The sequence below is a fragment of the Trichocoleus sp. DQ-A2 genome (genome assembly GCF_039961915.1).
In the GTDB taxonomy this organism is placed as follows: Bacteria; Cyanobacteriota; Cyanobacteriia; order Cyanobacteriales; family FACHB-T130; genus FACHB-T130.
In genome coordinates this window covers 104304-131204 of record NZ_JAMPKD010000017.1, presented here as the reverse complement: position 1 = coordinate 131204, position 26901 = coordinate 104304, and the positions used below count along the sequence as shown (strand labels likewise).

16 protein-coding genes and 2 pseudogenes are annotated in these 26901 nt (G+C 48.7%); 8 read left to right on the top strand and 10 right to left on the bottom strand.

Annotation, left to right across the window (positions count from 1 at the left end; all coding sequences use genetic code 11):
- Nucleotides 1-266 precede the first annotated feature (266 nt).
- Nucleotides 267-2072 carry an aspartate--tRNA ligase gene (gene aspS / locus NC997_RS17955; protein ID WP_190528228.1) on the top strand — a complete coding sequence of 602 codons (1806 nt, stop codon included), beginning with the start codon at nucleotides 267-269 and terminating at the stop codon, nucleotides 2070-2072.
- Nucleotides 2073-2204: 132 nt separating this feature from the next.
- On the opposite strand, the gene NC997_RS17950 is transcribed toward aspS, so the two are convergent.
- Nucleotides 2205-2507 carry a Dabb family protein gene (locus tag NC997_RS17950; protein WP_190528198.1) on the bottom strand — a complete coding sequence of 101 codons (303 nt, stop codon included), beginning with the start codon at nucleotides 2505-2507 and terminating at the stop codon, nucleotides 2205-2207.
- Nucleotides 2508-2688: 181 nt separating this feature from the next.
- Nucleotides 2689-3486 carry an Rpn family recombination-promoting nuclease/putative transposase gene (locus tag NC997_RS17945; RefSeq protein WP_190528196.1) on the bottom strand — a complete coding sequence of 266 codons (798 nt, stop codon included), beginning with the start codon at nucleotides 3484-3486 and terminating at the stop codon, nucleotides 2689-2691.
- Nucleotides 3487-3624: 138 nt separating this feature from the next.
- Here NC997_RS17945 and NC997_RS17940 point away from each other — a divergent pair.
- A pseudogene (locus tag NC997_RS17940) lies at nucleotides 3625-3837 on the top strand (phytochelatin synthase family protein); the annotation flags it as partial.
- 210 nt (nucleotides 3838-4047) lie between these two features.
- A complete protein-coding gene (locus tag NC997_RS17935) occupies nucleotides 4048-5697 on the top strand; it encodes an alpha/beta hydrolase (RefSeq protein ID WP_190528194.1) in 1650 nt (549 codons plus the stop codon).
- Between the two features lie 75 nt (nucleotides 5698-5772).
- Here the strand turns inward: NC997_RS17935 and NC997_RS17930 are convergent, their stop codons facing one another.
- On the bottom strand, nucleotides 5773-7335 hold the full coding sequence (locus NC997_RS17930; protein WP_190528192.1) for a hypothetical protein: 1563 nt from the start codon (nucleotides 7333-7335) through the stop codon (nucleotides 5773-5775).
- A 519-nt stretch (nucleotides 7336-7854) separates the two neighbouring features.
- Between NC997_RS17930 and NC997_RS17925 the strand changes: the two genes are divergently transcribed.
- The 4 genes from NC997_RS17925 to NC997_RS17910 all read left to right on the top strand — a co-directional run bounded on the left by NC997_RS17925 (nucleotide 7855) and on the right by NC997_RS17910 (nucleotide 11540).
- Complete coding sequence (locus NC997_RS17925; protein ID WP_242028870.1) at nucleotides 7855-8538, top strand: general stress protein; 684 nt, start codon at nucleotides 7855-7857, stop codon at nucleotides 8536-8538.
- A gap of 78 nt (nucleotides 8539-8616) precedes the next feature.
- Nucleotides 8617-9135: a BON domain-containing protein gene (locus tag NC997_RS17920; protein ID WP_190528190.1), complete on the top strand. Its 519-nt coding sequence runs from the start codon at nucleotides 8617-8619 to the stop codon at nucleotides 9133-9135.
- 248 nt (nucleotides 9136-9383) lie between these two features.
- Nucleotides 9384-9944 carry a DUF1269 domain-containing protein gene (locus NC997_RS17915; RefSeq protein WP_190528188.1) on the top strand — a complete coding sequence of 187 codons (561 nt, stop codon included), beginning with the start codon at nucleotides 9384-9386 and terminating at the stop codon, nucleotides 9942-9944.
- A gap of 198 nt (nucleotides 9945-10142) precedes the next feature.
- Complete coding sequence (locus NC997_RS17910) at nucleotides 10143-11540, top strand: TldD/PmbA family protein (RefSeq protein ID WP_190434077.1); 1398 nt, start codon at nucleotides 10143-10145, stop codon at nucleotides 11538-11540.
- A 142-nt stretch (nucleotides 11541-11682) separates the two neighbouring features.
- Here NC997_RS17910 and coaE read toward each other — a convergent pair whose 3' ends face one another.
- The 7 genes and pseudogenes from coaE to NC997_RS17875 form a co-directional block, all read right to left on the bottom strand.
- Nucleotides 11683-12273 (bottom strand): dephospho-CoA kinase, encoded by a 591-nt coding sequence (gene coaE / locus NC997_RS17905; RefSeq protein WP_190425936.1) that lies wholly within the window; start codon nucleotides 12271-12273, stop codon nucleotides 11683-11685.
- Nucleotides 12270-14471, bottom strand: coding sequence for an EAL domain-containing protein (locus tag NC997_RS17900; RefSeq protein WP_190528186.1), 2202 nt, complete (start codon nucleotides 14469-14471; stop codon nucleotides 12270-12272). The genes coaE and NC997_RS17900 overlap by 4 nt, the downstream gene beginning before the upstream one ends.
- A 147-nt stretch (nucleotides 14472-14618) precedes the next feature.
- Nucleotides 14619-15062, bottom strand: a complete 444-nt coding sequence (locus NC997_RS17895) for a response regulator (protein ID WP_190528184.1) — start codon at nucleotides 15060-15062, stop codon at nucleotides 14619-14621.
- Nucleotides 15055-19047 (bottom strand): PAS domain S-box protein, encoded by a 3993-nt coding sequence (locus NC997_RS17890; protein ID WP_190528182.1) that lies wholly within the window; start codon nucleotides 19045-19047, stop codon nucleotides 15055-15057. Before NC997_RS17890 ends, NC997_RS17895 begins: the two co-directional genes overlap by 8 nt.
- Before the next feature lie 940 nt (nucleotides 19048-19987).
- Nucleotides 19988-20881, bottom strand: a pseudogene (locus NC997_RS17885) (glycosyltransferase family A protein); the annotation flags it as partial.
- Nucleotides 20882-21056: 175 nt separating this feature from the next.
- Nucleotides 21057-22577 carry a carotenoid oxygenase family protein gene (locus tag NC997_RS17880; RefSeq protein WP_190528178.1) on the bottom strand — a complete coding sequence of 507 codons (1521 nt, stop codon included), beginning with the start codon at nucleotides 22575-22577 and terminating at the stop codon, nucleotides 21057-21059.
- 273 nt (nucleotides 22578-22850) lie between these two features.
- Nucleotides 22851-24299 (bottom strand): folate/biopterin family MFS transporter, encoded by a 1449-nt coding sequence (locus NC997_RS17875; RefSeq protein WP_190414685.1) that lies wholly within the window; start codon nucleotides 24297-24299, stop codon nucleotides 22851-22853.
- Between the two features lie 514 nt (nucleotides 24300-24813).
- Here NC997_RS17875 and NC997_RS17870 point away from each other — a divergent pair.
- Nucleotides 24814-26784: an adenylate/guanylate cyclase domain-containing protein gene (locus NC997_RS17870; protein WP_242031403.1), complete on the top strand. Its 1971-nt coding sequence runs from the start codon at nucleotides 24814-24816 to the stop codon at nucleotides 26782-26784.
- The last annotated feature ends 117 nt before the right edge of the window (nucleotides 26785-26901 follow it).

The window sequence follows — 26901 nt, the reverse complement described above, 5'->3', positions numbered from 1 at the left end:
TAGACGATGCCGCAATGATTCGGATCTTGCCTAGTTTAGGGTCACTGCGACGTATCCCAATCGCTCAAAATGCAAAAATATGGCTCAACCAAGCGTTGGTTGAGCTTTAGTTATTTTGGTACCAATGTCAGGAATTGTTAGAGGTTCGCTAGGTTCAGCCCCTAGCAGTTTGAACAGAATTACAAAGAATGCAGGATAATGGGCAAAGCTTTCACATTTTGTTACCTTTAAATCCCAATCTTTCAGCAAGCATTCGATCGGCAACCATGCGAACCCATTACTGCGGCGAACCTAGAAGCGAACATATTGGACAAACTGTCACCTTGTGTGGATGGGTAGACCGTCGCCGCGACCACGGGGGGGTGATATTTTTAGATTTGCGCGATCGCACTGGCATCGTTCAAATTATCAGCGACCCAGTGCGGACGCCTGACTCTTACGCAGAGGCGGCAAATCAGCGCAACGAATACGTCCTCAGAATTACAGGTCGAGTCAGCAAACGTCCCGAAGACTCGCTCAATCCTCGCCTCCCGACTGGCGAAATTGAAATTTACGCAGACAAAATTGAACTGCTCAATCAGGTATACAAGCAGCTGCCCTTCCAAGTAGGGGCGGGAGACACAGAATCCCTGCGCGAAGACTTGCGCCTGAAGTATCGCTATCTAGACTTAAGACGCGATCGCATGACTCGCAACCTCCAGTTGCGTCACCAAGTCGTCAAAGCCATCCGTCGCTACCTAGAAGATACCGAAAACTTCATCGAAATAGAAACGCCGATTCTCACCAAATCGACTCCCGAAGGCGCACGGGATTACCTCGTACCCAGCCGCGTCAATCCCAGCGAGTGGTATGCGCTTCCTCAGTCGCCGCAGCTATTTAAGCAAATGCTGATGGTATCCGGCTATGACCGCTATTACCAGATTGCTCGTTGCTTCCGAGATGAAGATTTACGCGCAGACAGACAGCCAGAATTTACTCAGTTAGATATGGAGATGAGCTTCATGTCTCAAGAAGAGATTCTCCAGCTCAACGAAAGTTTAGTTTGCCATATCTTCAAAACGGTCAAAGGCATCGACTTACCCCGCCCCTTCCCGCGCCTGACTTATGCAGACGCGATGGATCGCTACGGGTGCGATAAGCCAGACACCCGCTTTGGCTTAGAACTTGTCAACGTTTCCGATTTGCTGAAAGATTCTGGGTTTAAGGTATTTTCCGGCGCTGTCGCCTCTGGCGGTATCGTCAAAGTATTGCCCGTTCCTGGCGGAAACGACGCCTTCTCCAACGTGCGGATTAAACCAGGCGGCGACCTATTTAAAGAAGCTAGCGAAGCCGGTGCTAAGGGTCTTGCCTATATTCGCGTGCGAGATGACGGCGAACTCGACACCATTGGCGCGATTAAAGACAACCTCACCGAAGCGCAAAAACAAGAATTGCTAAGTCGCACAGGTGCAAAACCCGGTCATCTTTTGCTATTTGGTGCGGGCGATACGAATACGGTTAATAAAACCCTCGATAGATTGCGCCAGGTGATTGGTCGCGAATTGGGACTCATCGCTCCTGACAAAAACAACCTGCTTTGGGTGACAGACTTCCCGATGTTTGAGTGGAATGCGGATGAGAAGCGCCTAGAAGCGCTGCATCATCCCTTTACTGCTCCCCATCCCGATGATTTGCACGACCTGAAGACGGCACGGGCGCAAGCTTATGACCTGATTCTCAACGGCGTGGAAGTTGGCGGTGGAAGTCGGCGGATTTACCAGCGCGAGGTTCAAGAGCAGGTGTTTGAAGCCATTGGCTTAGGGAAAGAGGAAGCGTATGCCAAGTTTGGATTTCTCCTAGAGGCATTTGAATACGGCACGCCTCCACACGGGGGGATTGCCTACGGTTTAGACCGCTTGGTGATGCTCTTAGCGGGTGAAGAATCGATTCGGGACGTAATTGCTTTCCCGAAGACACAGCAGGCTCGTTGTTTATTGACCGATGCGCCCTCTGGTGTCGATGGAAAGCAGTTGAAGGAATTGCACGTTGCTTCGACATACAAGCCCAAATCCAGCGAGAAAGACAAGCAGTAACTCGCGCGATCGCAATCAAGATTTAGAGGCGCACAATGAATTGTGCGCCTTTAAAATTTTTGGAAAGGGAAACAGAGGCGTGAGGAAATGATAGCGATCGCTTCCCTATCGTCCCAATCTCTTCAAAGACTATTAAGCTTCAAAATCAAAGATGATGAAATCATCTAAGCATTTTAATATCGCAGACTTCACTCGTTCGTGTTCGGGATGCGGCAGATAGAAATCGCGGGCATCCGCGCTCTCAAATGTCATCAAAAATCCGTGGTTATAGCCCTGGTTCAGCCCCTCGTGACTAGAATAGGCTCCCCCAGCATAGTAGGTAATACCTGGAATTAATTGCTGAAGTTCACCCAGTTGGTTTAACAAATCTGCAATCTTTTCCTGCGTTATTTCTGGTTTAAATTTGAGCAGAACCATGTGTTGAATCTGAGGCATTTGCTTAGGTTACTGATGGTAGAGTATCTAAAAGCTTAGCTGGGAACAGAAAGAACACAAAGCCAGATGCGATCGCTCTCAATAAAATTCAGTCACAAGCGATCGCCCCTCAAGCCTGCTGCTTTTACTGCTTGCTGTCTTCAGCAAATTCACTCGCAAGACTAAATGGTTCTTAATTGTCTTACTGCTTCTGAGCCGCTTGTTGTACTTGCTCTATTGTTAATCCCAATCCCTGTGCTACCTGTTCTATACTCAATCCCATTGCCAAAAACTGAGGCACAGATTCTAACTTGCCTTCTAACTTGCCCTCTAACTTGCCTTCCTGCTTAATTGATTGGTACATCCTTGTTTGTCTGAATTCGTCATCTATTCCCAACATTTGTGCCAATTCCTCACGACTCAATTGGGTAAATTTGTACAACAGGATCGTCTCTATTAATTCTATAAACTTTTGCCTGCTGTTTTCAGCTTCAATCCCTTGTCTCGCTTGCTCAAGTAACCGCTTAGCTTTGTTAAGAGTTCTTGCTTTTCTCTCCACGACTAATTGCACAATGCCGATACCAAGAGACTCGTCGGCGGCTTCTCCTAATTCATCCAAGTAGACTCGCTGCACTTGCTCGCTGGCTAGCAATGTGCGATACGGCACTATCTCAGTGGGTTCTAAGCTGCGTCTGGGATACACAACGACAGCACACCAATCTTTAGTTAGTACGGACTGGTGGAGGTAGAGGAAAATTTCAGAAAACAGGCGAGAGTATAGCTTTGGATCTTTCTGAAACTGAACTTCTACAAAGTAGATCGGTCGTTCTGGAGAATCGGGAACGGGGAGAAATAATCCATCAATGCGGAAAGCTGTTTGCTTGAGTTCAACAGAAGAAAATTGATAAGTGTTGGCATCCTCAAAGGGACGACCAATTAGTTCAAAGAAGATGCTGGGAAATTCTTGGAAAAGGCTATAAAAGAGAGTATCGGTTTTCATCAACCCTTATCGTAAGGCATCAAGTGGTACAAAGGCGATCGTTTTCTACCCAGTATATGTACCGCATAAGGTCAAATTTTACACTCTCATAAAAAAGGCTGATAAGGTGAGGATGAGATTCTTCTATAATTGAAGGCAAATTTTGTTTTAATCAACTACCTGCGTAAAGCAATCGGTTAGGAAAAGGGAGGATGCATTTCTCCGGTAGCTGCTTCCAACGAAAAATCAGATCGCTTTTTGATTTTGGATGTCCCCTGCTACAAATCCTCTCCAGTCTGGGTGAAAGCAGAAGACCTCTGGAAGGCAATGGCGACACTCGATTCTGAGTCTGATAAGACGCGAGGGTTTGTGCAGGCAAGTTCGTGTCAATCCTGCGCCGATTCTTCGTCACAGATGCAAATAAAGTCACACCCAGACAGACAAAGGCGACAACCTAACGTCATCCGCTTCGTGCCTGTGAAGGATAAATTGCACGGTATACATCTATAGGGGCGTACAGCCGTGCGCCCCTACAATAATTGCAAGCAGATAGCCAAAAAGCACAAGAAAGGAGAAATATTCATGCGATCGCGCTTGAGATGGCTGTTGTCAGTTATCAGCGTCCTCAGTGGTTGCGCCTACATCAGCGGCGCGACCCCTTCTGTACAAGCCGCTCAAACCATCGTGGTTCGGAAAGGCTCCTCTACTGAATCCATTAATATCGGGGATCTCCGCCAGCTTGCGGAAACGGGAACGACCCCATCGTCTCTGAGAAGTTTTGCAAGAAACCTGTCTTCTCAACAACGAAGCCAAATCCTATCAGCGCTGAGGGCAAAATTTGATATTGATGTTGTGCAAGTGAGTCGGTTACTCGATACTCAGATTGGCAGCGCGATCGCATCTTCGTTGGCTAGCACAACATCGCGTCAGGATAATGTCGGGGTGCTAGATGTACGATCGGGACTTGTATTAGGGGCTAGGGCACCAGAAGGACTGTCTTTACTCAGCTTTATCGAAGCTTATCCCCGTCAAACGCTTGATATAGACTTAAGTCGGGCGTTTAAAGTTGTCGAAAATTTTAACAGCGCTTTTTGGCAAACTCAGTGGTTTATGGCAGAGATTGCCCCCCAACTGACTGTCAAGCGCCCCCAACTTAATTTACCTTTCGATCCCACGCTACCGGGAACGGCATCCGTGCAGGTGCTGAACTTGAAACTCAATGATACCCAGCGCCGCCGGGAAATTCCCCTTGATGTTTACTGGTCGGAAGCGGCTTCTCCGGCTAAACCGACAATTGTTCTATCGCATGGCTTAGGTTCGGTTCGCACCGATATGCGCTACTTGGCAGAGCATTTGGCATCCTATGGCTATGTAGTGGCAGCTTTAGAACATCCTGGGAGTAACGAAACTCATGTGAAGCAGGTACTCCGAGGCAAGGCTCCTCTGTTAGATGCTCAGGAGTTTTTGGATCGTCCTAAGGATATCAGTTTTGTGATCGACGAACTAGAAAAGCTGAACCAAGCAGGGGAACTTCAGGGTAAACTGGCACGCGATCGCGTCCTGGTAATCGGGTATTCTCTGGGGGGTAGTACAGCTTTATCAGTTGCGGGTGCCGAGTTGCAATTAGCGTCTTTAAAAGAGCGCTGTAAAGGGAATGTAATTTCCTTTAATCTTGGGGAAGCTTCCCAGTGTTTTGCCAGGGGACTTCCGGAAGACCGCTATCAACTGCGAGATCCCAGGGTAAAAGCAGCGATCGCGTTCAATCCCACCACTTCTTTACTCTTTGGCGAAACGGGTTTAAGCGCCGTGCAAGTCCCCACTTTAATTGAAGCCGCTTCCGCCGATAAGACGACTCCGGCTTTAACCGAACAAATTATTGGATTTTCTAAAATACCCGCTCCAAAATGGCTGGTGGGTGTAGTGGGAAGCACCCATCTGAGTGTGAAAGATCCCAGCACTACCCAAGATCAAGCGAGACAACCGAATACACTGTACACGGGCGGGGAAATCGTTGGCGAACAGGCGGTTGCCATCCGCAGCTACATGAAAGCGATCGCGCTGGCAATGGCAGCACAACTCACCGATGATGCTGCCAAGTACGCGATTTTCCTCACCCCAGAATATGCTCAGTTGGCTTCAACAGACGCTTTCCCGATTCGTCTCGTTACTGAGATTCCACCGGAAGCGCAAGCCGTGGTGGACGATTTTCTTGAGAATCAATCCAAGAGATAATTTCGCGCCAAGACGCAAAGACGCTAAGAATAACTTCTTTGCACCTTGGCTCGAAATAAAATCACCGATTACTTACTACTGCAACTTGATGTACTTCTCCACATCTTCAATCTGGGGATCTGGAAACTGAGTTAGCACTTGCCATAAAACCGTGTAACTGCCATCAGCACGGCGGCTGACGGGACGGAAGGCGACCAGGACATCGCTACTGGGCAATTCTAAAATTTGGTCAAGATAGCGGCGTTGTTCCCTGGAAACGGTACCTCCCGTCTGAACCACTTCCGGCACCTGGAATTGGACTAATCGCATTAAGTAGGTGTGGTTCAGCATCGCTGGTGCATTTGGAGAGAGGCGGTCGATCGAGGATGCGATCGCTCTCGTCTGTTGCACGGGTTCGCTGAAAGCCACCTGACCCAGCTTTCCCGTGATAAACCGCTGTCGATCTACCTGAATCGATGCCAATTGATTCGGCGGACGATAATTGAGGAAAAACTGGCGCGTTTGCGGCGATAAGGCGCGGACTTTCTTCAAGGTGGGATCGAGGTTTTCTAAGGGGACTTCTCCCAAATCCACCATGAAGCCATAATCTAGCCCTTGCTGGGCAATCTCAAAGTTGCCCCCTTCCATCCGAACCGCAAAGCGTGGAGTAAATTCCTCCCCAGGACCAATTCGCACCGATGAGGGAGTCGATTCCTCATCGCTACCGCCGCCAACTCCCCGCAGCAAGGCTGGAAATGGGAAACGCTCTGCTACGCTGGGCGAGAGCCGATTTCCTAGCGGATTCAGTTGTTGACGGTAAGCCTCAGATGGTAAAACGCGGGCAATGCCGGTGTTGGGCTGAGAAAGAAATTCGGTATACAGACTTGGCTCTTGCCGATACAGGGCGTAGGTGTTGCGTTCGTTTAATTGGTACGTTTCCGCAATATCAGTAAAACGGGCGGAGGGGGGAAATGCTGCCACAGCTTGCCCCAAGAACTTTTTGGCAGTTTGTAGGGTTGTCGCAGTTTGTTGGGAAGGCGCGATCGCTGGCTGAATTGGCGGCTGATAGCCAGAAATCGGTGTCTTTGCCGCTACACCAACGACTGGCGGTTCCGGAGCGGGAAATCTGGGCACTGGAACCGCCAAACGCTGAGGAGGTACGGTCAAAATCGACGGTTGACCAATTGCCAAAGGATTTCCTCTGGTGGGAGCGAGAATGGACTGTCGCCGTTCTAGCACCGGACGCAGGGGCAATAATTGCTGCGTCGAAGCATAGAGAGCGCAGTACACCTGCGCCTGCTCCAAGGTTAAATTAGAGCCTGCCGGGGTAACGCCGTTCGTGCGGGTACACAGCAAAGCAGGATTGGGATATTGGCTCTTGAGAAAGCGGTCTACTTCTCCCTGGTGGAGGAGGATTTGCCCCTCCGCCGCAAAAGCCGGGTAGGGTTCGGGAGACGCACTCGCTCTTTCGATTCGATTAATTAAATTGATTTGAGTTTGTACCAATCGCTGAGCTTGGGGCCAGAAACTTTGATCCGAAGCTGAACTCGAAGGGATTTGGCGGCTTACACCCAGCCTTTGGGACTCTGCCTGCGCGATCGCCTGTCCGGACACCAAGCTTAGTAGGGAAGACACAAAAATTAATAATAAGTACCGCATCTGAAACTCCTCAATCTGACAACTTGATAAAACAACCCAGTAGACCTTATTTATACTTCCCTGTTTTGACCCAAAAATTAAAGTCCTCTGTTTTTAATAAAATCATTGAATAGGAGAAAAATTTTTTTGTCTATCACTTCTTGCGCTTCCTATTTAACAGTCTACAGAACTCTAACTATTTGTTTTCTTTTTACTAGCGTTTCCTAATATATGTTTTTTTGTTAAGAAAATAAGCTTTTGTTTCTCAAACTCTTACTGTGCTTGCTAGTTGAAGGCCCCTAAAAAGATTGTTAATAAAGAGCAGACGGTCAAAGTGCAACTCCCTCAATTAGTAACGATCTAATTCCTAAGGAAGATGGGGAATTGCAAAAAACTAGAAAATTGGAGATTGAAGTTATATCTGAAGATTGATGGCTTCGGTCAAATAAAAAGCAAGAATTGAACTGTTACTGACAGACTAATGCTGCTGTGTTAGTAACACAATTTGGTTAGGTTCAGTGGCAATCGGAGAAAACACTGATGTTAGGACAACATAAGCGTGCTGTTGGCGTATTTTCAAACTATCGAGACGCCGAAGTAGCACTGACTGAACTAAAAAATTCTGGTTTTTCTATGGACAACGTGTCCGTAGTAGCTCGTGACGCGGACAAAGGAAACGACATTGCTGGTGCCGATGTAAGCGATCGCGTTGGCAATAAAGCCGACGAAGGTGCGAAAGCAGGTGCCGTCACCGGCGGTACTTTGGGCGGTCTAACAGGCTTGCTCGTTGGTCTGGGAGCCTTGGCAATTCCGGGACTTGGCCCTGTCATGCTAGCGGGAGCAGCAGGCACCGCTATTGCTACAACCCTTTCTGGCGGTGCCATTGGTGCAGCCGCAGGAAGTCTTTTAGGTGCATTAATCGGTTTGGGAATTCCTGAAGAAAGAGCCAGACACTATAGCGATCGAGTATCCCGTGGGGATTATTTAGTAATGGTAGACGGCAGCGACGACGATATCCGTCGTGCCGAAGCGATTCTCAGTCATCGGGGAATTCAAGATTGGGGTATCTACGATGCTCCTGCCACCAATACAACCACTACAACGACAACTCGCACATCTGATATTGCCGATCCCAGTGGTACCTATCAAACTCCAGTAGTTGATACAACTCCACGCACGGATACCCCGGTTCAAATTATCGACCGTCGGGAACAGACTCTTTAGGCTGATTTGAGAACGATTGAACGGGGTGGGAGGTAAAAAGCTTCCACCTCTTATCTGCTCGAAGTGAGGAATTGAAAAATGAACAAGTTTTTAACATTACTCTTTAGTGGCGTCTTGTTAGTGAGTGTTGCTGCTTGCGATAACAACGAGAAAACGTCTGATGGAGCGAATTCTGATTCAAGTCAGACTTCTTCGCCTGCTGCAACCGGAGCCGCCAGTCCAAATGCCAGTGCCCCAGCATCACCCTCGGCTGATGCTTCAGCACAACCCGATCAAGGCGCGAAGAATGATGCATCGAGTGATGTCCGCAAAAGACAGCTAGAATCTGATATTCGGGCACGCGAGCAACGCAATAATGCTGCTGGCGACCCCCTAAAAAGAGCTGATAGCGACTTGGAAAGCGAGGTTCGTAGCAAGTTAGAAGCGAACTTGCCCAGCAGCAAATTAGAAATTGATGCTAAAGACGGAGCTGTAACAGTTGTAGGAACTGTAGAAAAGCCAGATCAAGTGGCAAAAATAGAACCGTTGGCGAAGGAAATCAAGGGGGTTAAGACAGTAGCTGTTCAAGCGAAAGTTGCCCCAGCGCAGAAACAGTAACTTTACTAGGACTTACGGACTGGAAACCAGGAAATCAATTTCCTGGCTGAAAGCCTAAGTCAGTTTAAACTGACTAAAAAAACTCAAACCAATCCATTTCATGGCTTTGAGCGATGAAGCTGGAACTTTAGTGGGCTTTAGTTCACGGCAACTGGATAAGTCCTGTGTAATAACGGTGAAACTGTAATTTGATTTCGCTTGTGGCAAAATCACGAATAGATTCCTAAAGAGTTAGAGAGGAAAGGGTAATGGTGCTTACTCAGCCAAAACGAGCTTTTGGCGTGTTCTCAAGCTTGCAAGATGCAGAAGGCGCAATTCAGGAATTAAAAGCTGCTGGCTTTCCAATGAATCAGGTTTCTGCAATCAACAAAGAGTCTGAGCCAGTATCCCCGCCACCGGCTTCTAAAGCGCAAGAAGGAACGACCCTTGGCGCGATCGCGGGTGGTGCAGCCGGAGGCGTCTTGGGTTTGGCGCTGGGACTAGGCACCATTGCCGCCATTCCCGTATTAGGGCCAATTAGCATTATTGGGGTGGCAGCCACGGCTTTAGCGACTACTTTAACCAGTGGTGTGATTGGTGCAACCGCAGGCGGCTTATTAGGTGCCTTGACTGGCTACGGGATTCCTGATGAGCAAGCCGCAATTTACAACGATCGCATTCATCATGGGGACTATTTCTTGATCGTTGAGGGCACAGAAGCAGAGGTGCGTCAAGCTGAAGCAATTCTCAACCGTTGGAACGTCCAAGAATTAAGAATTTACGATGCTGCGGCATCACCACCGCCATCCATCAATGAAATGCCTCTTTGATATTAGATATTCTTGTCCAGGTAGTAACAGGTGCATCTGGCTTTAAAAACCTCTTTTCCTAGCGAAAAGGGGTTTTCGTATTTTGTATCTCTATCGATTACCATAACCTCCCCGGCTCCTCGTTTCCTGCTTCCAGTGGCAAGGTGCGACCAAATAATTGCACAATGGAAGCAGTTTATCAATGTTGCTGCAAGACAAATGCCGACCTTACTGGCTGATGCCAAAAACTTGCTCGCCGACTTAATCGCTCGTTACTCACCTCAAGTCGATTATTTGGCAGTTCGGATAGAAGAAGCCGAAGGAACTGATATCTTTTTGCGCGGCGATAAGGTCGAAACCCTCACTGAAGGCATCTCCATTGGTGGACAAGTCCGGGCTTGTTACCAGGGCGGCTGGGGCTTTGCCAGCTTTAATCAGCTTTCTACCTTAGCAGACCGAATTGAAGAAGCGATCGCTGCCGCTCGGATTATTGGCGATGAAGAAACCCTGTTGGCTCCGATTGAGCCAGTACAGGCGACTTGCCAACTTCCCCTAGAAGGCAGCGATCCGCGAGAGATATCGCTGGAAACCAAGAAGCAATTGTGCGATCGCTACACTGAAATCCTCAAAAGCGCTAGCCCTTCAATCACCACCACCTCTGTGCGCTACAGCGACAGTTCCCAGCGAATTATCCTCGCCACCTCAGACGGAACGCTGATTGAGCAGTCTTGGGTAGATATGGAAATGCGCTTTGCCGCCACTGCGCGGAATGGCGAAACCGTGCAAACTGGACGCGAAACGACTGGCTCCCGCAAAGCCTACGAAGACTTAACTAATTTGGACGATCAGGTTCGGAGTGCGGCTCTCCGCGCCGTGAACGCCCTCTCTCTGCCTCCTGTGAAAGGCAATACCTACACGGTCGTCATCGACCCCATTCTCAGCGGTTTATTTGTCCATGAAGCTTTTGGGCACCTTTCAGAAGCAGACATGGCTTATGAAAACCCGGATATTTTGGAAGTGATGACCCTGGGACGCCGATTTGGACCCAAAGAACTGCAAATCTTTGACGGTGCTGCTCCTCCCGGTCATCGTGGCAGCTACTTATACGATGATGAAGGGACGCCTGCTACCACGACTCAGCTAATTAAGGATGGCATCTTAGTTGGACGCCTCCACTCCCGCGAAACTGCTGGAAAGCTGAGCGAAGCCCCCACTGGCAACGCCCGTTGTCTGAATTACCACTATCCCCCCCTTGTTCGGATGACGAATACTTGGATTGAGCGGGGTACAACGCCCGTGGAGGATTTATTTGCAGGGATCAAAGAAGGCGTCTACGCTCGTAACTGGCTGGGTGGTATGACGAATGGAGAAATGTTTACTTTCTCCGCCGCTGAAGCTTGGATGATCCGCGACGGCAAGATTGCTGAACCCGTTCGGGATGTGACGCTGTCGGGGAATGTTTTCAGCACCTTGGCGGATATTGAAGCAATTGGGGATGATTTCTACTGGGATGAATCCGGCGGCTGCGGTAAGGGAGGTCAGAACGGCTTGCCAGTTGGTTGTGGTGGGCCAAGTCTCCGCATTCGCAATGTCATTGTGGGAGGCGATGCAGAATAGTTAAAAATTAGAAATTTCGTCAGTGTCATGAAGTTTTCACGATTGGAATGACCTAAACCTCGGCATTCTTCCTTTCAAGAGACAGAGAAGAAGTCAAGATATAGGCGATAAAAAACTCATGACACTAACAACTCCCACATTTTTAATTTTTAATTTTTAAGTGCGTATCTACCTGTTTGAGCAAATCTTCAAGCGTAGAAGAATTATCTAAAACTACATCAGCGCGATCGCATTTCTCCTGAATGGGCATTTGGCTAGTAATCCTGGCTTGCGCTTGTTCTAAAGTTAGGCGATCTCGCTTGATTAATCTCTGAAGTTGATGTTGTTCGGAACAGTATACGACCCAAGTTTCCGTACACAGAGCCGTCATCCCCACTTCAAACAGCAAAGGCACCACCAACACTACAGTCGGATGCGAGTTGAGTGCTTGCATTTTTTCAATCATGCGATCGCGCACGTAAGGATGAATCTGTTGCTCTAGCCAACGCCGCTCTTCGGGCGAATTAAAGACAATATTGCCCAGCTTTCGGCGGTCAAGTGTTCCATCCGGTAGCAGAATATCGGCTCCGTAACGCTTAACAATTTCGCCGAGAATCGGCGAACCCACTTTTACAGCTTCTCTAGCATAAATATCCGCATCCAAAACCGGCAAATTGTAGTGACTGGCAAGATAATTTGAGACAGTTGTTTTGCCAGTACCAATGCCTCCCGTCAGACCAATAACGCGCATCATGAATTAACTTGCAACTGTGCCAAAATCAACTGTCCCGCAGCCCCATTATCTAAAGGTTTCGAGAAAAAATATCCCTGTCCTCGTTCGCATTGCAATGCCTTGAGTTGTGCCAACTGTTGAGCCGTTTCTATCCCCTCCGCCGTCACACTCATTCCTAAATTATGAGCCAACGCCACGATTGCCTTGACAATCTCTGCATCCTTGCCACCCGCTCCCATCCGGTTCACAAAAGAACGGTCAATTTTCAATGTATTAAGGGGAAAGCGGTGCAGATAATTCAAGGATGAATAACCCGTACCAAAATCATCAATCGATAATTGAATATTTCGATCTCGCAATTGCCAAAGCAGGATGGCGGCAGCTTCAGCATTTTCCAGCAAGCAGCTTTCAGTAATTTCCAACTTTAAATAATGTCCATCCAAGCCAGTCTTCCTCAAAATTCGGTCAATCTGCTCAATCAAATTTGGTTGCGAAAACTGCTTACCAGAGAGATTCACGCTAATTGCCAAACCCTGAGTCGTAGAATACTGCTGCTGCCAAACTTTTAGCTGACGGCAAGCTTCGTTCAATACCCAAGTACCCAAGGGAATAATCAGACCCGTATCTTCTGCCACAGGGATAAACTCGCTTGGGGGAACCATGCCACGAGTCGGGTGATTCCAACGCACCAGAGCCTCAAAAGCCTTAATTTTACCCGTCGCCAGCTCGACGATTGGCTGGTAGTAAAGTTGAAATTCCGTGGCGATAATCGCTCGTCGCAGATCCGTTTCTAACTGCAAATGTGCCACGGCAAGGGTATGCATGGCCCGATGGAAGACAACATAGCGACCTTTACCCTCTAACCGGGCATGATACATAGCCGTGTCGGCTGCCCGTAGCAGGTCTTGCGGACGAGGCAAGAGGTTATTGTGAGAGGGTGCAGAGGGACAAAGCGGCATAGAGGCAGATGCTTTCCGAACCGGCTCCCATCCCTCTTGTCCCTTTCCTGCAAAGGCAATCCCAATGCTAGTCGTGGTGAATACTTCGCGCCCATCCAAGTTAAAAGGCGAATTCAGTTCCCCCTGGATCTGCTCGACAACGCGAATCGCATCGCTAACATCGTGAATATCCTCCAGCAGAATTGCAAATTCGTCTGTGCCAATCCGAGCTAGGGTGTCCGTAGGACGGAGGCAGGTCATCAGTTTGCGAGCTGTAGCGATGAGCAGTTGGTCGCTTACCAGGTGTCCCAGACTATATTTGACCATCTCGAAGCGATCCAAATCCAGAAACAGAACAGCAAATAAACTGTCTTTGTCTCTTTGGGAACGCTTGATTTGGCTGGCAAGACGTTCGAGAAATAATGTCCGATTCGGCAAACCGCAAAGCGAATCGTAGAACGCATGGTGTCGTAGTTGCTCCTCGGCTTGCTTGCGCTCAGTAATGTCGTGGCAGTTGACGACAATCCCCTGCACCGCCGGATCGTTCAGGAGGTTAGTGGTGACTGCCTCGAAGATCCCCCAAGAGCCATTGCGATGCTGCACGCGATACTCACCGAGTCGCTGAGTCACATTGGGATTTTGAATCGAATTTTTCAGCCTTTGCTTAACCAGTAGCACATCCTCTGGGTGAATAAATGTCAAAGCATTTTTGCCTATGAGTCCATCGGGTGCGTATCCTAGAATCCGATTGACAGAGGGACTCACATAAGTCACTTGACCGCTGGCGTTAACAATGATGATGATGTCGGTCGCATTTTCGATCAGCGCTCGAAATCGTTGCTCGCTCTCTTGTGAAGCGGCGATTAATCTGGTTTTTTCCGCCTCAGACTGCCGCTTTTGGTCGCGCATTTGTTTGGCTTGTAGGGCTTGCGCTACTGCCGATCCTAGCCGCATCAGACGGTCTTTCAGTAGATAATCCGCTGCCCCTTGCTTCATGCACTCCACTACCACTTCTTCGCTCACCGTACCCGTGATAACGATGAATGGAATATCTAAGCCGCGCTCTTGCAAAAGTTGCAGCGCTCTGAGGGCGTCAAACTGAGGCAAGCTATAGTCAGCCAAAATTAGCTCGATACCGGGATGCAGTTGGGCGAGGTAGTCGGCTTCTGTCTCTACACGCTGCCAGTCGGGTTTAAAGCCAGCCAAACGTAGTTCGTGCAAAGTTAATTCAGCATCAGCCAGGGAATCCTCAAGCAGTAAAATCTGGAGCGGAGCGGACATGATGACCTTCTTGTAAGCAAGGGAATTGAGCCGTGGGCGGGGTTACACCACTGTTCGCTTTTAGAGAGCGTGCAGTCTGAATTATGAGGTGTTGAGCGTAAATTTAATTGCGGTTCTTAGGATTTTTAGCCTGAAGAATGCTAGCTGCTAGCGGCTTGGCAGCTGGTTTAATAGCAGCCAGTACAACCCTAATTGCTGCACTGCTTCGGTAAACTGTTCAAAATCCACTGGCTTCACGATATAACTGTTGACGCCCAACTGGTAACTCTCCAAGATGTCGCGTTCTTCGTTCGACGAGGTGAGAATGACGACTGGAATCATGCGGGTTTGGGGGTCAGATTTGAGGCGATGCAAGACTTCCAAGCCGTCTACTCTGGGGAGTTTGAGATCGAGCAGAATGACTTTGGGATAGTTTTCTGGGTAGCGATCGCGATAGGCACCTGTCCGGAAAATGTAGTCTAAGGCTTCCGCACCGTCGCGGGCAACTTGAATGCGATCTCCAAGGTTGTGCTTTCGCAAAGCATAAAGTGCTAATTCTAGGTCGTTGGGATTGTCTTCGACCAGCAAACATTCTGCTGAGCGCTCACTCATGAATATTTCCCCCTGCCAGGGTAAAGTAAAATGTTGTGCCTTGGTTGACGACTGATTCAGCCCAAATCCGTCCGCCGTGGCGATGGATGATGCGCTGCACAATTGCGAGTCCGACTCCGGTTCCTTCGTAATCTTCAGCACGATGCAGCCGTTGGAAAACGCCAAAGAGTTTATGGGCGTATCGCATATCAAAACCTGCGCCGTTGTCTTTGACGAAATAAACGACCGTGGTTGAAAAGTCATTTGTCCCTAGTTCTGGGCCATTTGTGAATGACTGATGAAGATAGCCAATTTCAATCCGGGCGACTTCCCGACCGCGCGTGAATTTTAGGGCGTTTGTCAGCAAGTTGACAACCACCTGCTTAAGTAAAGCAGGATCGCCTTCGCAGGTGGGTAAATTGCCGATAATTATTTCAAATTGCCGATTTTGCTGTTCATGCCATAAGTCTGCCAGTGCTTGGCGTACCAAATCAGCGATCGCTACAGTTTGTTTCCTCAGGGGCTGGCGCGAAAGGCGCGAAAATGTCAGCAAGTCATCAATCAGTTGACCCATTTGTTGGGCATTATCCCGCACCAGTTTCTGGTAGCGTTGGGCTTCCGGATCGAGTTGTTCTAGATATTCTTCCAGCAAAATCCGCGAAAATCCGTTGATAGCACGCAAAGGCGATCGCAAGTCGTGAGAGATGGAATAACAGAAAGCTTCTAACTCTTGATTTGCGGCTTCCAGTTGCGCGGTTCGTTTGATGACTCGTTGTTCAAGTTCCGCATTTAACTGGCGAATTGCTTCCTCTGCCTGGACTTTTTCTGTAATGTCGGTGCAGGTGCCGATCCACTCTCGCACCTCACGGTCTTTTGATAATACTGGAACCCCACGGACATTGAAGTAGCGGTAAATACCATCAGCACGCCGCAGCCGAAACTCAGTGTCATAGAGGCTTTTCGTTTGGATAGCGTTAGACCACTGCTCGGCAATGCGATCGCGATCGCCTGGATGAACGGCATCTAGCCAGCGCCAGCCTAGTATTTCTGCCTCGCTTTGACCCGTATAAACTCTCCAATCCGGTTGATTGGTCACAACCTCACCTTGGGGGTTGCAAGTCCAAACCATCTGCGAGGTGGCGCGTGCCAAAGAACGATATCGTTCCTCACTCTGCCGCAACGCCTCCTCAGCCGCTTTCCGTTCGGTGATGTTGCTGACTAAGGCAATAAATCCTTTGACTTCACCGTGTTCTCCAAAATGTGGCAGATAAGTGGCATTGACCCAACGCATCCCTCCATATTCATAGGGTATAGGGCTTTCGTAGGTTACTTCCTGCCCGGACAATGCTGCCTCGACATACGGCTGAATTACCTGATAAGCCAAGTCCCCTAAAATTTTTCTAATGGGCTGTCCGGTGACTTCCGCCTGAGATTTGCCGAACCATTGTTGGTAAGCCTGATTGCTAAAGCGATAGCACTGTTCCGAATCAACATAAGCAATCAGCACCGGCAAAGCATCTGTAATCAGGCGCAGTTGCTCTTCACTCTGTTGCAATGCTGCCTCTGCTTGCTGGCGTTCCAGAGCAATCCCCGCCATTTGGGTAGCAATCTCGGTCAGATATAACTCATCCCGATTCGGTCGCCTCGCTTCGGGGTGATACATTACAAAAACGCCCAATACCTTACCGTTACTAGAAAAAATAGGCGTAGACCAACAGCTTTGTAGTTGATGGCTTAATGCCAAATCTCGGAAATCCGCCCAAAGGCGATCGCTCTCAATATCTGAGACAATCACGGGTTTACCGAAATACGCTGCCTTACTACAGCAACCAAAACCAGGACCAATCGCGATACCATCAATCGCCTGAGTGTAGCTTTCGGGAAGGCTAGGAGCGACTCCATGTCGTAACTTGTTCTCTTTTTCGTCAACTAGCAGAAGCGAACAAAAGCCCTCACCGGATTGGGTCTCGATAAACCGAGCCAAAACATCCAGAACATCACCCAGTGCTGCGCCGGTGGCAATCATTTCGAGTACCTGTTTTTGCCCTGCGATCAGCGCCTCAGCTTGCTTGCGTAGCGTAGCGTGCCGCAGGCTTTCGCTGATGTCTATCATCGCGCCGATCATCCGCACTGGATTCCCCTTATCGTCATGGACGATAAATCCCCGATCGCTCGCTAAGGCATAAGAGTTATCGGCGCGACGGTAGCGGTATTCATCCGACCAGATTTGTCTTCCACTGTCAATTGCAGCATGAATCCCACTGACAACCCGCTCTCTGTCTTCTGGATGGATATTTTCGCACCACCAACTGGCATCAAAACCCACTTCGGTTTCCGCATAGCCGAAGAGTTTTTGCAGGGATTCGTTCCACTCTACGCGGTTTGTCAGCAAATCCCAGTCCCAGATTGCATCGTTGCTGGCTTTAGCGACGAGGCGGTAACGGGTTTCGCTTTCCCGCAGCGCTTCCAGAGCGCGATTGCGTAGCGTAGCGTGCCGCAGGCTTTCGCTAATATTGGCGAGGATGCCAATGCTGCCGATAATCTTGCCATTGACATCTTGCAGCAGGGCTGTCCAGAGGCTAACGTCAATCAAGGTGCCGTCTTTCTTTTGGCTGCAAAATTCCCTGCTACCGCTACCATGATGTCCCTCGCCCTGCAAGTCAGCCTGAAGCAAGGCATGAAACGCTTCCTGTTGATCCGGGGGGAAAATCGGCAACGGATAGCCGACAACTTCTGCCGATTTCCAGTCAAAAAGACGCTCAGCCTCTGGATTCCACAGGGTGACGTTCCGATTAACATCGAGCGTTACGATCGCTAACGGTGAAGTTTCAATCAGCGCTTGCAGCGTTTGATGTGTGGTTAACAGGGCTTCTTGTGCCTGTTTTTGCTCCGTAATGTCGCTCAGGGTGCCGGACGTACCGATAATTGTCCCGTCGGGAGCCAATGTTAATTTGGCGTGTCCTTCCAGCCAGCGATAGTCGCCGTTTGCACTCAGATATCTCGCCTGATACCGATAAAATTCTTGCTGGCGTTCAATGAGGGAGCGAAATTCTTCGCGGTGTTGTGGGCGATCGCTTGGATGAACAAAATCGATTAAATTCTTACCGATACTTTCTTCGAGGGCGAAGCCGGTAATTTCTTTCCAGGCGGGATTGAGAAATGTCCAATATCCAGCTTCATCAGTCTGGAATAGCACCTGTGGCAGGCTGTTCACCAAGGAGCGATATTTTTCCTCTTGCTCTTGCAAGGAGGTTTCTGCCGACTGGCGATCGCGCTCAGAACGTTCTAGCGACGCCGCCATCGTGTCAAAAGCACCCGCCAATTCCCTGACTCCGAAACCGTGAGTCACCCCGCTACGAACGCTCAAATCGCCTTCTGAGAGCTGCTGCATTGCCTTCAGGAGCGCCTTCACCCGACGCAACATCAACACCTCGCTACCCACCCAAGTGGCAGCGATCGCTAACACGGCGACTAATCCCATGCCTGCTAGGTTGCGGTACAACTGCCGATCGGCAGCAGTAAAGGCGACGGTTTTGGGGATGCCCACTGACACGTAGAGGTTGCAGCGATCGCCCTGATTCCTACAAGTGCCCTCCAAGGGCGCGATCGCATACAAGCTCGTTACACCATCCACGCCGGAAGCCTCCACCATGCCAGCCCTTTTTTGCGTCAGCATCGTTTTAACCAAAGGTGCTTCCGGTGCGGCTTGCCCGACCCAGGTTCCGGGGTTAGGATAGCGAGCTAAAATTATCCCTTTGCTGCCAATCAAGCGCTCTTGGTTAGCGGTAGCCACCCTAGCCATCTGTAGCACCTCTGCCTGAATTTGAGTTGTTTGGTGTCGGCGTTCCTCAAAGTTTGTGTACATCAACGCCAATACCAGGACAACAACCAGCAGTACTAGGTAGGTGAGGTGCGATCGCAGTGAAACTGCGTATGTTTTTGCTTTTCGCAAACCCGGTTCAACAGAGTTCGGTAATTTTGATTGCGATCGCTTACGCCAGCCCATTCTTCAACAATTTCCTTTTATGCAGGAGCAAGGCTATACCCCAGTGAATGGCTGCCGCTTCGCTAAGGGCTTTTTAAAGAGTGGGGTGCGATGAAACCTAATATAGCAATCCTATTTTAGTTGTGAGATGCTAGTGTTTCAGCTATCCAACTTTTTTAAAAAAGTCGGGCATCTCGCTTCACAAATTATTTAGGACAACACTATATCAAGCTCAAAAAGCGATTCAAGCAATATTCTTTAGAAAAAAAAGCGATTGAGGCAAAGGAACCGAGAAAAGTAATATTTTCACAAGTCTGGGAAGGTGCTATCTTCCCATTCAATCCTTATTTTTGCCTTCTGGTAATCTGTATAGCACTAACCGGCGAATTAAGGGTTCTTTACTATGGCGTTGCCGCAATAAAATAACTTTTACTAATAGCTTCCATGCAGCAAAGGAAAATATAGCGGGAAATACTATTTGAGACGCGATCGCTAATTTTCCTTGCCGAATCGCTAAAAATCCTGCACGCAGTTTGAAATAAGCTTGCCACTCTTGAAGGTTGGAAATAGTAGATTGGTGTTTTTCACTAACTAAAGCATAGATTTTTTCCATCACTAGAATATTTCTATCTAGTAAATGATTTTGGTTCTGGAGCTTTTTGTTAAGAGATTGATGAAAATCCGTTATCCCAAAAAGCTTCCATCCAACTAGCGAAACGACACCATTTCCAGCCATTTTGATAGCGCTAAAAAATTCTCCTTGCTTGAAAGCAATCCGGCTACAGCGGAATTTCAGAGAAATGCGTAATTCTTGAAGTTGTGCTGTTTTAGGCCGATTTTTTGGAACAATAGAGTTATGAATAGATTCCGAATAAGGAATCGATTTAGACAGCGAGTCATCGGTATCAGCTTGCTTTTGAGGCAAGAATAATTGCTGAGGATGCGATAGATTGTTAATTGCTAAAAGCTTCCATGCACTCAGTGAAAAAACTGCGGGAAATGCCATTTTGATTGCACTCAAGATTTTTCCTTGCTTAAGTGCCACCAGACTCCAATGTAGTTTAAGATAATCTTGAATATTTTTAATGGGGGGAGTTTTAGAACGGTGAGTTTCACTCACCAAAGCATAAATTTTCTCCTTCATTAAAATATTAGTATCCATCCTAATTTTAAGAGGAAATTTTTGATTATAAGCTCCAGGCCAAATTGTGCGATAAGCAAGGCACTGATTTACAAAAACAGCATCTCCAAACTGGGCAATTTTGATCCAAGAATCAATGTCATCAAAGTTCGCATCTAAGCTAGAATCCCAGCCGCCGGATTTCAGAAAAGCCCAACGAGCGAAGACAACTTGAATGGGAGTGCCAAAAGGGATAAGTTCTAGTAGCATCCCAAAATGAAGGTCTTCTTGGGGAATAGAGAAAGCTTTGCCGGGACCAATTTGTCGGGTTCTGTAAAGTTCGACCTCGTTGACATCAACCTGCGCCGCCTGACAAGAGGCAATGACAGCGTTTGGACACAGCGCGATCGCCCGATTCATTTCCTCTAGAAAATTCGGTGCTAAATAGTCATCATCATCAACCGGCTTAATCCACTCGCCTTTAGCAAGCTGCACTCCAGCGTTCATCGTCGCCGAGTGACCCAGGTTAATCTGATTGCGGTGATAAACGAGGCGTTCGTCACCTTTGGCACGAAGCGCTGCCACTAAACCGCTTACATAGGCTTGGGTGCCATCCGAGGAGCAGTCATCCGCAACAATGACTTCACAGGAGAATGTTTGGGCAAGAGAAGTGTCAATTGCCCGTTTTAGCAAGGAAAGGCGATTATAAGTCGTAATAACGATGCTGAATTTCATCCCAGCTCCGCTTGGGATACTTCAGCCAAAGGTATCCTATCTTGATGCAAAAGAGAAGGTGGAGATTACTAGGTTTGCAAAGATTTATAGTACAGCGGTCAGCGAATTTTAGCTTTTAGAGGAGCGATCGCTCCTCCATAACCGCTTTAAAATCCAAAATTGGCTGACTAGATATCTAGTGGCTGGGCGCAAAGCAGTGGGACGTAAAGTTGCCATGCAACCCATAAGGGATATGATGCTTCAAGTGCAATCGCGCCACCGGGCCTCGATCGACGTGGGCGGCATCTAAAATAACGACATCAGAGCGGTGGTGAGTAGAGTCGTAAACTAACGTCAGCACCCAACCCTCATCTTCACGGGTAGCACCCGGACGAGGGACAAAGATCGGTTCGCTAACATAGCCTTGGGGTGCTGCACTCCAGAGTTGGCGACAATCTGATTCTAAATCCACCTTGAGGATAGCTTGGAGAGGCGCATTGCCTTGGGCAGCATGAGCTGCACCCAGATATAGATACTGATAAGGGCGTCCGACTCGTTCGGGATGAACGAAGGGAAACTCGCAGCAACGGCTTTCTAAAAGCCTCCGCCGTACCGTTTTATCTTTATCCTTTAAATTAAACTGGAACCGCCACATTTGTCCGGGGGATAGTGCCTGAAAGTCTACCTCCCGATAGTCTGATTCCGGCTCAACCTCTGGGAAAGACTCATAGCAAATTGAGTCAATACAAATTTCGTCCCCTTGCTCAAAGGCATTGGCATGGTGGAAGACAAAACCCGACTGAGTTTCAAAAATTTGCATTTTTTCCCCTGGTTGGGGGTTGCGGGGAATCACCACAATCCGAGTGAGTTGCTCCGGCTGGAACTTGACACACTCACCAGCACCCCGAAATCCCAGCAGGAAAGGCACCGGGTTGAAGGAAACCGGATTTTGGAAGAAGATGCAGTAATTGGGCGTAATCGCAAAATCGTGAATGAAGGCGAAGCCAGGAACGCTGTGAGAGTTCTGCTGCACAACTTTGCCAGCCGCGTCTAATTCATAGATGATGATGGTGCTGGAAAGACCCGGTTTAATGGCAAAGTTCACCAGGCAAGGGGCACCAGCCTGGCGATCGCATCTAGGATCAATGCGAGGATGGGCGGCAAAGGCGTCACCATTTTGCAAAACCCCGTCCAAATATTCTTTCCCCAGGGTTTCCAAGGTGTTGGGGTCTAAAAGATGAGGTTCGGCAGCTTCCCAAAGCGCCAGGAGTTTGCCCCCCCAGTAAATGACGTTGGTGTTGGCAATATTTTTGAGTTTCACATCAAAAGCATTGGCTAGCCAACCACCGGGCTTCTGGGTGCCAAAGACGCCGCGATAGAGAATTTTACCGGCTTTCTGTTCTTCCACATAGCCCTGTGTGCGGACAAAGCGATTGCGAAAGTGGGCGCGACCTTCTGAAAAGGCGATCTTGGCAATCATGCCATCTCCATCAAATGGGTGATGGATGCGTTGACCCTTGACATCTAGCAACCCGGGGCCATTCCGAAACAGCGTTCCTTCTAGTTCTGCGGGAATCTCCCCTTCAATGTCATCAATCCAATAATCGAATTCTTGCGGCAAAGATTCATAGCCCTTTTGCCACTTTTTAATGTGGTAGGGAAGTTGATCGGGCACCTCTGTGGGCACCGGAAAGCGTTCTGGTGTGGGTATTTGCATATTAAACGATTCGGCTTAGAAAAACTCGTGACGCGATCGTGAACTAGGACAGACGTGTTAGCGCCGCTGCACGTTAAGTCGCACGGATGAATGATTTGTCGGATGGGATAGCGATCGCTACCCTATGCAGGTGTTGGGTTTCCTGGCGTCCCAACCGACGAAAATCTTCAATTTAATTGCATCCGCCTAGTGAGTGCAGCAGCTTTCTGATTCTCGTTTCCAGTCTGAAACGGGAAGCGGAATCAGCACTGCCTACTCTCGATCCTTCCTCTTTTAGTCGGCGGGTTCTTCTACTGTGGGGATGAGTTCTGGAAGAAAGTCAGGAACAAAAGACCGTTCCCGATGCTGAATGGGGGCTGACTGAATATGTATGGCTGATGACGGTTGCAAGCTTGGCATCTCGCCAGATGGCTCGGTTTCCGGTTTGCCTGCGGGTAGCCAACCAATCAGTGGCAGCGGCAAAAGGGTTGATAGATTCGTAATCACGACCAACTGCCAGAGATGGTCAAAATTCCTTTCGGTGATGCCCAGCCAATAGGTGAGGACGGCTCCCAGTTCGTGGGACAATAACCCTGCCATATTTGTCACCGACATCAGCAGCGCAAACAAGGTTGCTTCTACTCCAGGCGGACATAGCCGCGCCGCGAGTACCAACAAGGGCATATAGGCAATCTGTCCCATAACGGTCAGAATCAGACTGTCTCCCAGGCTGAACCAGCGATCGTCGATGCCTAAAGAGCGGTTGGTATGAGTCACCAGCAGCAGCGTGGTCATTCCAAGTGCCGCTGCGATGATCGTTGTCCAGGTGAAAATGGTGCGAAAGGGGACGGCTTTGAGAAATCGTTGAAAAATTGCAATTCCGAGCAGGGAGGCGAGACTGGTGACGAGACGTACCCGTCCCAAAAATTCTGGCTCAAACCCTAGTTCGTTGGTAGTGAAGTAGAAAAAGGCACTATCTGCGGTCGGTGTGGCTTGCAAAAGGAACAGAAAGGCGGTTGGTAGCCAGATTGATTTTTGGCTAACCGCTTTTCCCAGTTGTTTGATCTGGTTGGCAACGGTGGAGACATCCGGGCGATCGCTAATTGGCTCTTCTGCAATTAACCAAGCAACCGCTGACACAATTAAGGGGAAACCAGCGGTAATGGCAAAAATAGTATGGCTCCCGAAGTGTTGCAAAAGGAAACCGCTAAAATACGCAGTTACCAAGCCTCCCAGCGATGAGGCACCCCAGGAGAGGGATTGCAGGGAACCGGCATCACTCTGAGACTCTGCCCTGGCTCGTTCTACCACCAGCGAGTCTACAATTACATCGCTAACCGCTACCGAGAGGGACGAAAGCGCGATCGCCACTGTCGCCGCCCAAGCTGTATGCACAATCGTTGCCAGACTAAACCAGGAAATCGCTCCCAATAGTCCAGATAAAATCAGATAGGGTCGCCGCCGGTAGCCAAACACCGGTAGACCATCTGACAGAAAACCAAATAACGGCTTTACCACCCAAGGAATGGCAGCAATGCCCATCAAAGCCGAAACTTGAGCCGGACTTAGCGACAGTTCATCTTTGAGAAAAAAGCTGACTGCTAGACGCGCTAAACCCAAGATTCCCTGCACCAAATAGACCGTTAGAATGGCGCATAACTCAGGAGTCGGCTCATGACCAAAGAACACCTTTTTGATCGCGGAGTTCTTGATTTCGGACATACCAGAGGGGGAAAACTGCATTGATAACTTTTTTTAAGAAATATCAACATTCACCCTATGATAACCTCCCACTTTGGATGTGTTGTCTGTCCAAAGCCGGGATGATGCAGTGGTTGGTAGCCCTTAATTCCTTCCTCTCAAGAGAGTACAGATTAGGCAGGATAGGAACTTCAGAGGCTTCTGGGGAGAATGTGGAAATAACTGCATTCGGTAATCTTGTTGTGGGAAAGAAGTCGTCTATAAACATTGACTTATATAGGGTTGGCGATATTTGTCAGTTGCTTTCCCCTCTCGATCGAACCTATTTCTAGAAATTAGCGATTTTTTCTTTTTCCATGATTCCTGACTGTTTACTAAGAATGAGGGGTGTAGCCCATCATTATCTAAATGCCATAATGTGGTAATGCCAAATCAGCAGTCGGTAAATTTACCAGTTTTCAATTCCCGAAATTAGCCCAAAAGCTACAGTAGAAAATGCTATGGCTCTGTCTTTGCCTCTGTTTCTCCCCATGTTAGCTGCGCTAAGGCTAGGGCGATGATGAAAGGCTTTTTTAAGTCCCAAACATCCACGCTATTAGATCTAAGCGATCGCCTCAAGATTGCGTTGTCGGAATTCACGGGTGTGCGAGTGGTAGCGATCGCTAGTCTTGTTGTGAGCGGGTTCGTTTTAGGAGTGCGTCATTTGGGCGGTCTACAACCTCTAGAACTCGTCGCTTTAGACCAACTGGTGCGGTTACATTCCGATCCAGGTCCCGACCCTCGGCTCTTAGTTGTGGGCATTACAGAAGGCGACATTCGCACTCAGAAACAATGGCCTTTATCCGACCGGACAATGGCGCAGCTATTGGCAAAGTTGCAATCATTGCAGCCTCAAGTAATTGGCTTAGATGTGTATCGGGAAATCCCGCAACAACCAGGAAATGCCGAACTTAAGGTGCAACTCCGGGAAAAAAATATCTTTGCCATTAAGAAATTTGGCGATACGGAGCTGGAACTGGTGTCGCCGCCGCCGGGCTTTCCAGAGGATCGAGTTGGTTTTAACGATTTGCTGCTCGATCCGGATGGCGTTGTCCGTCGCAATCTATTGTTTGTCTCGGATGATACAAGCACTTATTTCTCGTTTTCCCTACGGCTAGCGATCGCTTACTTAGAAAGTGTAGGCATCACACCAGAGTCCAGCCAACAAAATCCCGATTATATTCAACTGGCAAAAGCGGTATTTGTCCCGCTCCAACAAAACTCTGGCGGGTATCACAACATCGATCCGCGGGGATACCAAGTTCTGCTAAGTTACCGATCCTCAAACGTGGCGCGGCAAGTTACGCTCACCCAAGTATTAAAGGGACAGATTGACCCGAACTGGGTGAAAAACAAGATTGTGCTGATTGGCACAACGGCACCCAGCGCCAAAGATACTTTCTCAACCCCCTACAGCCCAGCCGAGAAGGAAACCGCCAAGATGCCCGGCGTCTTGGTTCATGCCCAGATGGTCAGCCAATTCCTTGACGCTGCCACGGGGGAGCGTCCCCTATTTTGGTTCTGGGATGAACGGATAGAGGTGTTATGGATTGTCGGATGGACGCTGCTGGGAGCGATCGCGGCTTGGTGGTTGCGGCATCCCGTTGTCTTAATTTTGGGCTGCGGCGTTGGGTTGGGGGTTTTGTTGGGCACCTGCTTCTATCTGTTTACTCTGCAAGGATGGGTGCCTCTGTCGGCTCCCGTACTGGGATTTATCCTCACCAGCGGGGTAGTTATCACCTACCGCTCTTATGATGCACAGCAGCAGCAACAAATTATCATGAAGCTTTTGGGACAGAATACTTCACCGGAAGTTGCCAAAGCTCTCTGGAAAGGACGCGATCGCTTGATCAAATCTGGGAAATTACCAGGAATTAAGCTAATCGCAACCATGATGTTTGCAGATATCAAAGATTTCAGTACCATTGCCGAACAAATGCCTCCGGAAGCTTTGCTGGAATGGTTAAATGAAATGCTGGATGTCGTCACCCACGAAATCATCGGCCATGAAGGCATTATCAACAAGTTTACCGGGGATGGCTTCATGGCTGTGTTTGGCGTGCCGATGGATCGCATCCACAAGGAGGAAGTCGCTCTTGATGCCCAGCGCTCGATAGAATGCGCTCTAGCAATCGGCGAAATTCTGGAGGAATTGAACCAAAACTGGAAAACTCGTGGCTTGCCAGTCATCCAGATGCGAATTGGAATTTTTACGGGTCCCGTCGTCGTTGGCAGTTTAGGAGGCAAAGACCGCCTAGAATATGGCGTCATTGGGGACAGCGTTAATACTGCCGCTCGCTTGGAAAGTTGCGAGAAACACCGCCAACCAAGCAACTGCCGCGTCCTGATCGGCAAGGAAACCCTGGTTCATCTTGATAACCAGTTTCTGGTTGAATCTTGGGGACCATTGCCACTGAAGGGCAAACAGCAAATGGTTGATGTCTATCTTGTGGTGGGGCGTCAAAGGGCAAGAGCGTCAGAAGTTTGATGACTAGCAAATTTTCTAAGATACAGCGAGTGTAGATGCTCCTTTGACGTGTTCCGATTAATTAGGTTACAAAAATTAATGAATATTTTTTGCGCTTATTAAAGCAGTGTCATAAAT